The sequence below is a fragment of the Inquilinus sp. OTU3971 genome, from assembly GCF_038440215.1.
Window position 1 is genome coordinate 1 of sequence record NZ_JASATH010000321.1, and the last position, 5,056, is coordinate 5,056.

Annotated in this window: 5 protein-coding genes; 4 read left to right on the top strand and 1 reads right to left on the bottom strand. The window is 68.6% G+C overall.

Annotated elements, in window-relative coordinates:
• Positions 1 to 655, bottom strand: a 655-nt coding sequence (locus tag AAHM41_RS38775; protein ID WP_342241978.1) for a FadR/GntR family transcriptional regulator, incomplete at its 3' end; no start/stop codon positions are given.
• 118 nt (positions 656 to 773) lie between these two features.
• On the opposite strand from AAHM41_RS38775, the gene AAHM41_RS38780 reads away from it, so the two are divergent.
• The 4 genes from AAHM41_RS38780 to AAHM41_RS38795 are packed head-to-tail and all read left to right on the top strand — an operon-like array spanning position 774 to position 4,998.
• Positions 774 to 1,853 (top strand): ABC transporter ATP-binding protein, encoded by a 1,080-nt coding sequence (locus AAHM41_RS38780; protein ID WP_342241979.1) that lies wholly within the window; start codon positions 774 to 776, stop codon positions 1,851 to 1,853.
• A 7-nt stretch (positions 1,854 to 1,860) separates the two neighbouring features.
• Positions 1,861 to 2,787, top strand: coding sequence for a carbohydrate ABC transporter permease (locus tag AAHM41_RS38785; RefSeq protein ID WP_342241980.1), 927 nt, complete (start codon positions 1,861 to 1,863; stop codon positions 2,785 to 2,787).
• Positions 2,784 to 3,644, top strand: coding sequence for a carbohydrate ABC transporter permease (locus AAHM41_RS38790; protein WP_342241981.1), 861 nt, complete (start codon positions 2,784 to 2,786; stop codon positions 3,642 to 3,644). The genes AAHM41_RS38785 and AAHM41_RS38790 overlap by 4 nt, the downstream gene beginning before the upstream one ends.
• 40 nt (positions 3,645 to 3,684) lie before the next feature.
• A complete protein-coding gene (locus AAHM41_RS38795; RefSeq protein ID WP_342241982.1) occupies positions 3,685 to 4,998 on the top strand; it encodes an extracellular solute-binding protein in 1,314 nt (437 codons plus the stop codon).
• Positions 4,999 to 5,056 lie beyond the last annotated feature (58 nt).

Below are 5,056 nucleotides of genomic sequence, written 5' to 3' on the forward strand. Positions count from 1 at the left end.
CCGCCTCAGGCTGCCGCCCGATGATCGCGGTGCGGACCGCGTCGTGCAGCGCCACGTCCTCGCTGGGCCGGGTGGCGTGGCGCTGCAGCATCTCCGACGACACCCGCAGCGCCGACTTCACCGCCGCGCCGATGGTCACGAACAGGCCGTTGTGCGAGGCGGTGATGATCGCCAGGTGGAACTCCAGCGCCGCCTCGGACGACGCCTTCACCGGCTGCTTCTCCTCATAGGCGCGGGCCAGCTGGTGGAAATGGCGCTCGATCGCGGCGTGGTCCTCGGCCGTGCCGTCGCGCGCCGCCAGGAACGACGCCCGCGGCTCGAAGCACTGCCGCATCTCGTAGATGTCCTCGACGATCTTGGCGTCGAACTGGGCCAGCAGCCGCCACGACAGCACGTCGCGATCCAGGAGGTTCCATTCGCCGAAGGGCAGCACCCGGGTGCCGGTCTTGGGCGACACCTCGATCAGCCGCTTGCCCGCCAGGCTCTTGATCGCCTCGCGCAAAGTGGTCCGGCTGACGCCGTAGGTCTGGCACAGCTCGCTCTCGATCGGCAGCGAATCATGAGGCCGGAACTCGCCGGACACGATGCGCATGCCCAGGCTGTTCGAAACCTGGGCGCTCATCGTCCCGACCAGGACCATCTCCCGTTCCAGCATCAGACCGTCTCCACCCGTGTCCCCTTTTGTCGAATAGGCCGGGGAAGCCCCGGTTGACAAAACCCGTCGATCGCCCCGATGATCGAATCATATGATAATACCATTGGGGAGGAAATGGGTGGCCGACATCGAGATCCGGGATGTCAGCAAGCGCTTCGGGCCGGTCACGGTGTTCGACGGCCTGTCGCTGTCGGTCGCTTCGGGCGAGTTCATGGTCTTCCTGGGACCGTCCGGCTGCGGCAAGTCCACCCTGCTGCGCATGATCGCCGGTCTGGAAAGCGTCGACGGCGGTGAGATCCGGATCGCCGGCACCCGGGTCGACACCCTGCCGCCGGGCGCCCGCCGGGTGGCGATGGTGTTCCAGCACTACGCCCTGTACCCCCATATGACGATCTTCGAGAACATGGCGTTCGGGCTGCGCAACATCGGCCTGAAGCAGCCGGAGATCGAGCAGCGCGTCCAGGCCGCCGCCCGGACGCTGGAGATCGAGGAGCTGCTGCAGCGCAAGCCGGGCCAGCTGTCCGGCGGCCAGCGCCAGCGCGTCGCCATCGGCCGCGCCATCGTCAAGGAGCCGCGGGCCTTCCTGTTCGACGAGCCGCTGTCGAACCTGGACGCGGCGCTGCGGGTGCGCACCCGGGTCGAGCTGGCGCGGCTGCACCGCCGGCTGCGCGCCACCATGATCTTCGTCACCCATGACCAGGTCGAGGCGATGACGCTGGCCGACCGCATCGTGGTGATGAACGAGGGCCGGATCGAGCAGGTCGGCACGCCGATGGAGATCTACACCCGGCCGGCCACCAAATTCGTCGCCCGCTTCGTCGGCGTGCCGGCGATGACCTTCCTCGACGCCACCGTCGTCGGCGAGGCCGGCGGTGCCGTGCTGCGCCTGCCGGACGGGACCGAGCTGCGCACCCCGGTACCGGCCGACGGGCTGCCGGCGCACCAGCCGATCACGCTGGGCCTGCGGGCCGAGGCGGTGCGGATCGATCACCAGGGCGGCATGCAGGGCACGGTCGAGGTGGTGGAGCGGCTGGGCGACCGCACCCATCTGCATGTCCGGCTGCAGGACGGGTCGACCCTGATTGCCGAGGATGCCGGGCTGAGCGGCGTCGCGGTCGAGGACCGGGTTGGCTTGAGCATCGACCCCGCCGCCGTCCATCTGTTCGGCGCCGACGGCGTCGGCCGCCACGCCGCGTGAGGAGGGGATGGTGACTGCCACCGCCACCGGCCGCAGCATCGAACGGGCCCGTCGCCTGAGCGGCGCCCGGGTCGGGGCGGACTGGCGCAATGTCGGCTTCGTCCTGCCCTTCCTGATCGTCTATGTGCTGCTGCTGGTCTGGCCGCTGTTCGACGGCATCTGGATCAGCCTGCAGAAGTTCGACATGTTCGACGGCACCGGCGCCTATGCCGGTCTCGCCAACTACAAGCGCCTGTTCGCCGACAAGATCTTCCTCGGTGCGGTCTGGAACACGGCGCTGTTCGTGCTGATGACCGTGCCGGCCTTCGTCGTGGTCGGCCTGGTCCTGGCCCTGGCGCTGAACCGGCCGACCCGGGCCGCCGCCGCCCTGCGCGCCACCTTCTTCGCCACCTCGGTGCTGTCGGTCACCATCGTCACCATCGTCTGGAAGATGGTGTACCTGCCGGACCGCGGCCTGCTGACCAATGTCCTGGGCGTGTTCGGGCAGGCGCCGATCCCGATCCTGAGCGACCCCAGCCTGGCCCTGCCCGGCATCGCCGCCGCCACGGTGTGGTGGGGCATCGGCCTGCCGATGATGCTGTTCCTGGCGGCGCTGCAGCAGATCCCGCGCGAGCTGTACGAGGCCGCGGCGCTGGACAGCGCCGGCCGCTGGCGGTCGTTCCGGCACATCACCCTGCCCTCGATCCGGCGGACCGTGGTGCTCGTGGCCGTGGTCGAGATCGTCTACCAGTTCCAGCTGTTCGGGCAGTCCTACCTGCTGACCCGCGGCGGGCCGAACAACGCCTCGCGCCCGATCGTCCAGTTCATCTACGAGCAGGGCTTCCGCAACTGGGACCTGGGCTACGCCGCCGCGGCGTCCGAGGTGCTGTTCGGGCTGATGTTGATCGCCGCCATGGCGCAGTACCTGCTGACCCGCCGGAGGGCCGAGGGATGACGGCGATGGCCACGGCGCAATCCCGGGGCATGGTCGGCCGCAGCCTGGGCGACCGGCTGATCCTGTGGGCCGTCATCCTGCTCGCAATCATCTGGGTGGTGCCGGTGGCCTGGATCACCGGCCTGTCGTTCAAGCCCAACAGCGAGCTGATGACCGACACCGGCACGCTGTTCCGGGCGCCCTACACGCTGAAGAACTACACCGACATCCTCGCCAATTCCGGCGTGTTCCGCTGGGTGCTGAACAGCGTGGTCGTGGCGCTGGGCCAGACCGTCGGCGTGCTGGTGCTGGCATCCCTCGCCGGCTACGGCTTCGCCCGCGCCCAGTTCCCCGGCCGCGGCCTGGTCTTCGCGCTGGTGCTGATCGGCCTGGCGGTGCCGGAGCAGGCGGTGATCATCGCCCGCTTCCAGATGTTCAACGACCTGAAGATCCACAACTCCTATCTCGGGCTGATCCTGCCGCATCTGTCGGCGCCCTTCGGCGTCTTCCTGATGACGCAGTACTTCAAGGCGATCCCGCGGGAGCTGGACGAGGCGGCGCTGCTGGACAACGCCTCGCGCTTCAAGACCTTCTGGCGCGTGCTGCTGCCGCTGACCGTGCCGGCCCAGGCGACGCTGGGGATCTTCACCTTCCTCAGCGCCTGGAACGACTACCTCTGGCCGCTGATCTCGGCGACCAAGCCGGAGATGTTCACCCTGACGGTCGGCCTGGCCTCGACCCAGACCAACTTCGCCCAGTCCGAGGGCTTGGGCTACCTGATGGCGCAGTCGGTCTTCGCCGGGCTGCCCGTGCTGATCGTCTACCTGTTCTTCCAGAAATACATCGTCACGGCCGTCGCCGGAGCCGCCGTCCGCTGAGGCGCGCGGCAGAAACGGCCGGAACCAAGGAGGGAGAGCCATGAGAAGCCGCTTTGCTTTGGCCCTGGCGGGGCTGGTCCTGGCCGCAGGTCCCGTCTGGGCGCAGGACAAGACCGAGATCTCGCTGTCGCGCTTCTTCGGCGCCTGCGAGGCCGACTACGCCGATGTCACCGACGTCGCCAAGGCGCATGGCGAGTGCGGCATCATCACGGCGCTGATCAACAAGTTCAACGCCGAGAGCCCGGACGTCCATGTCAAGGTCGATATCGTCGAATGGCCCGGCTACGACCAGCTGACCGCCCGGCTGCGCTCGGACGACCCGCCGACCATCTCGGTGATGCATGAGGCGGTGATCAGCGACTATGCCTCGCGCGACCTGCTGGAGCCGCTGGACGAGGACTTCAAGGCGGCGGGCATCGACACCGCCGACTTCACCGACGCGGCCAGGACCGGGGTGACCAAGGACGGCAAGATCTACGCCCTGCCCTTCGACACCCACACCTGGCTCTGGCACATCAACCTGAACCTGTTCAAGCAGGCCGGGCTTGTTTCCGACGACGGCAAGCCGATCCTGCCGAAATCGCCGGAGGAGCTGCTGGCCCAGGCCAAGCAGTTCCGCGAGAAGACCGGCAAGCCGTACTTCGCCCAGGCGACGGTGAACGAGCAGGCGAACTACGCCCGCACGCTCTACACCCTGCTGTACCAGCAGAACTCCGACTTCTTCGCCGACCCGACGCAGATCAAGCTGCAGACGCCCGAGGCGCGCAACGCGGTCGAGCTGTTCAAGAACATCTACCAGGACGGCGACACCACCAAGGACCAGGACTACGCCGCGTCGACGGCCGGCTTCGCCCAGGGCGACGGCGGCGTCTACATCATGGGCACCTGGCTGATCGACAGCTACAACGAGGAGGCGGCCAAGCCCGGCGGCGCGCTGAGCAACGGCTACACCGTCGTGCCCTTCCCGCAGCTCTACGGCAACGCCAAGGTCTGGGCCGACGGCCACAGCTGGGTGGTGCCCAAGGCCGGGCTGGACGACGCCAAGCGCAAGGCCGCGGTCAAGGTCCTGAAGTTCCTGTGGGACAACGACTTCGAATGGGCGCGGACCGGCCACCTGCCGGTGCGGACCTCCGTGGCCACCTCCCAGGCCTTCCTCGACCTGCCGCACCGCAAGGATATCGTCAGCCTGACCAAGGACGGCACCGCCCTGCCCCAGGCGGTGAAGCGCCAGTTCGGGATCCAGGAGATCCTGACCGAGGAGTTCAACGCCGCGGCCCAGAACCAGAAGACCGTCGACCAGGCGCTGGCCGACGCGGAGAGCCGCGTCAACGAGCTGCTGGCCAACGCCCGCTGACCCTTCCCGGGGGGGGGGGGGGGCGCGCGGGGCCGCCCCGGCCGCCGCACCCGGCGAA

Coding starts and splice junctions, on each gene's coding strand:
- AAHM41_RS38785 (WP_342241980.1), top strand. CDS start 1,861: ATGGTGACTGCCACCGCCACCGGCCGCAGCATCGAACGGGCCCGTCGC.
- AAHM41_RS38790 (WP_342241981.1), top strand. CDS start 2,784: ATGACGGCGATGGCCACGGCGCAATCCCGGGGCATGGTCGGCCGCAGC.
- AAHM41_RS38795 (WP_342241982.1), top strand. CDS start 3,685: ATGAGAAGCCGCTTTGCTTTGGCCCTGGCGGGGCTGGTCCTGGCCGCA.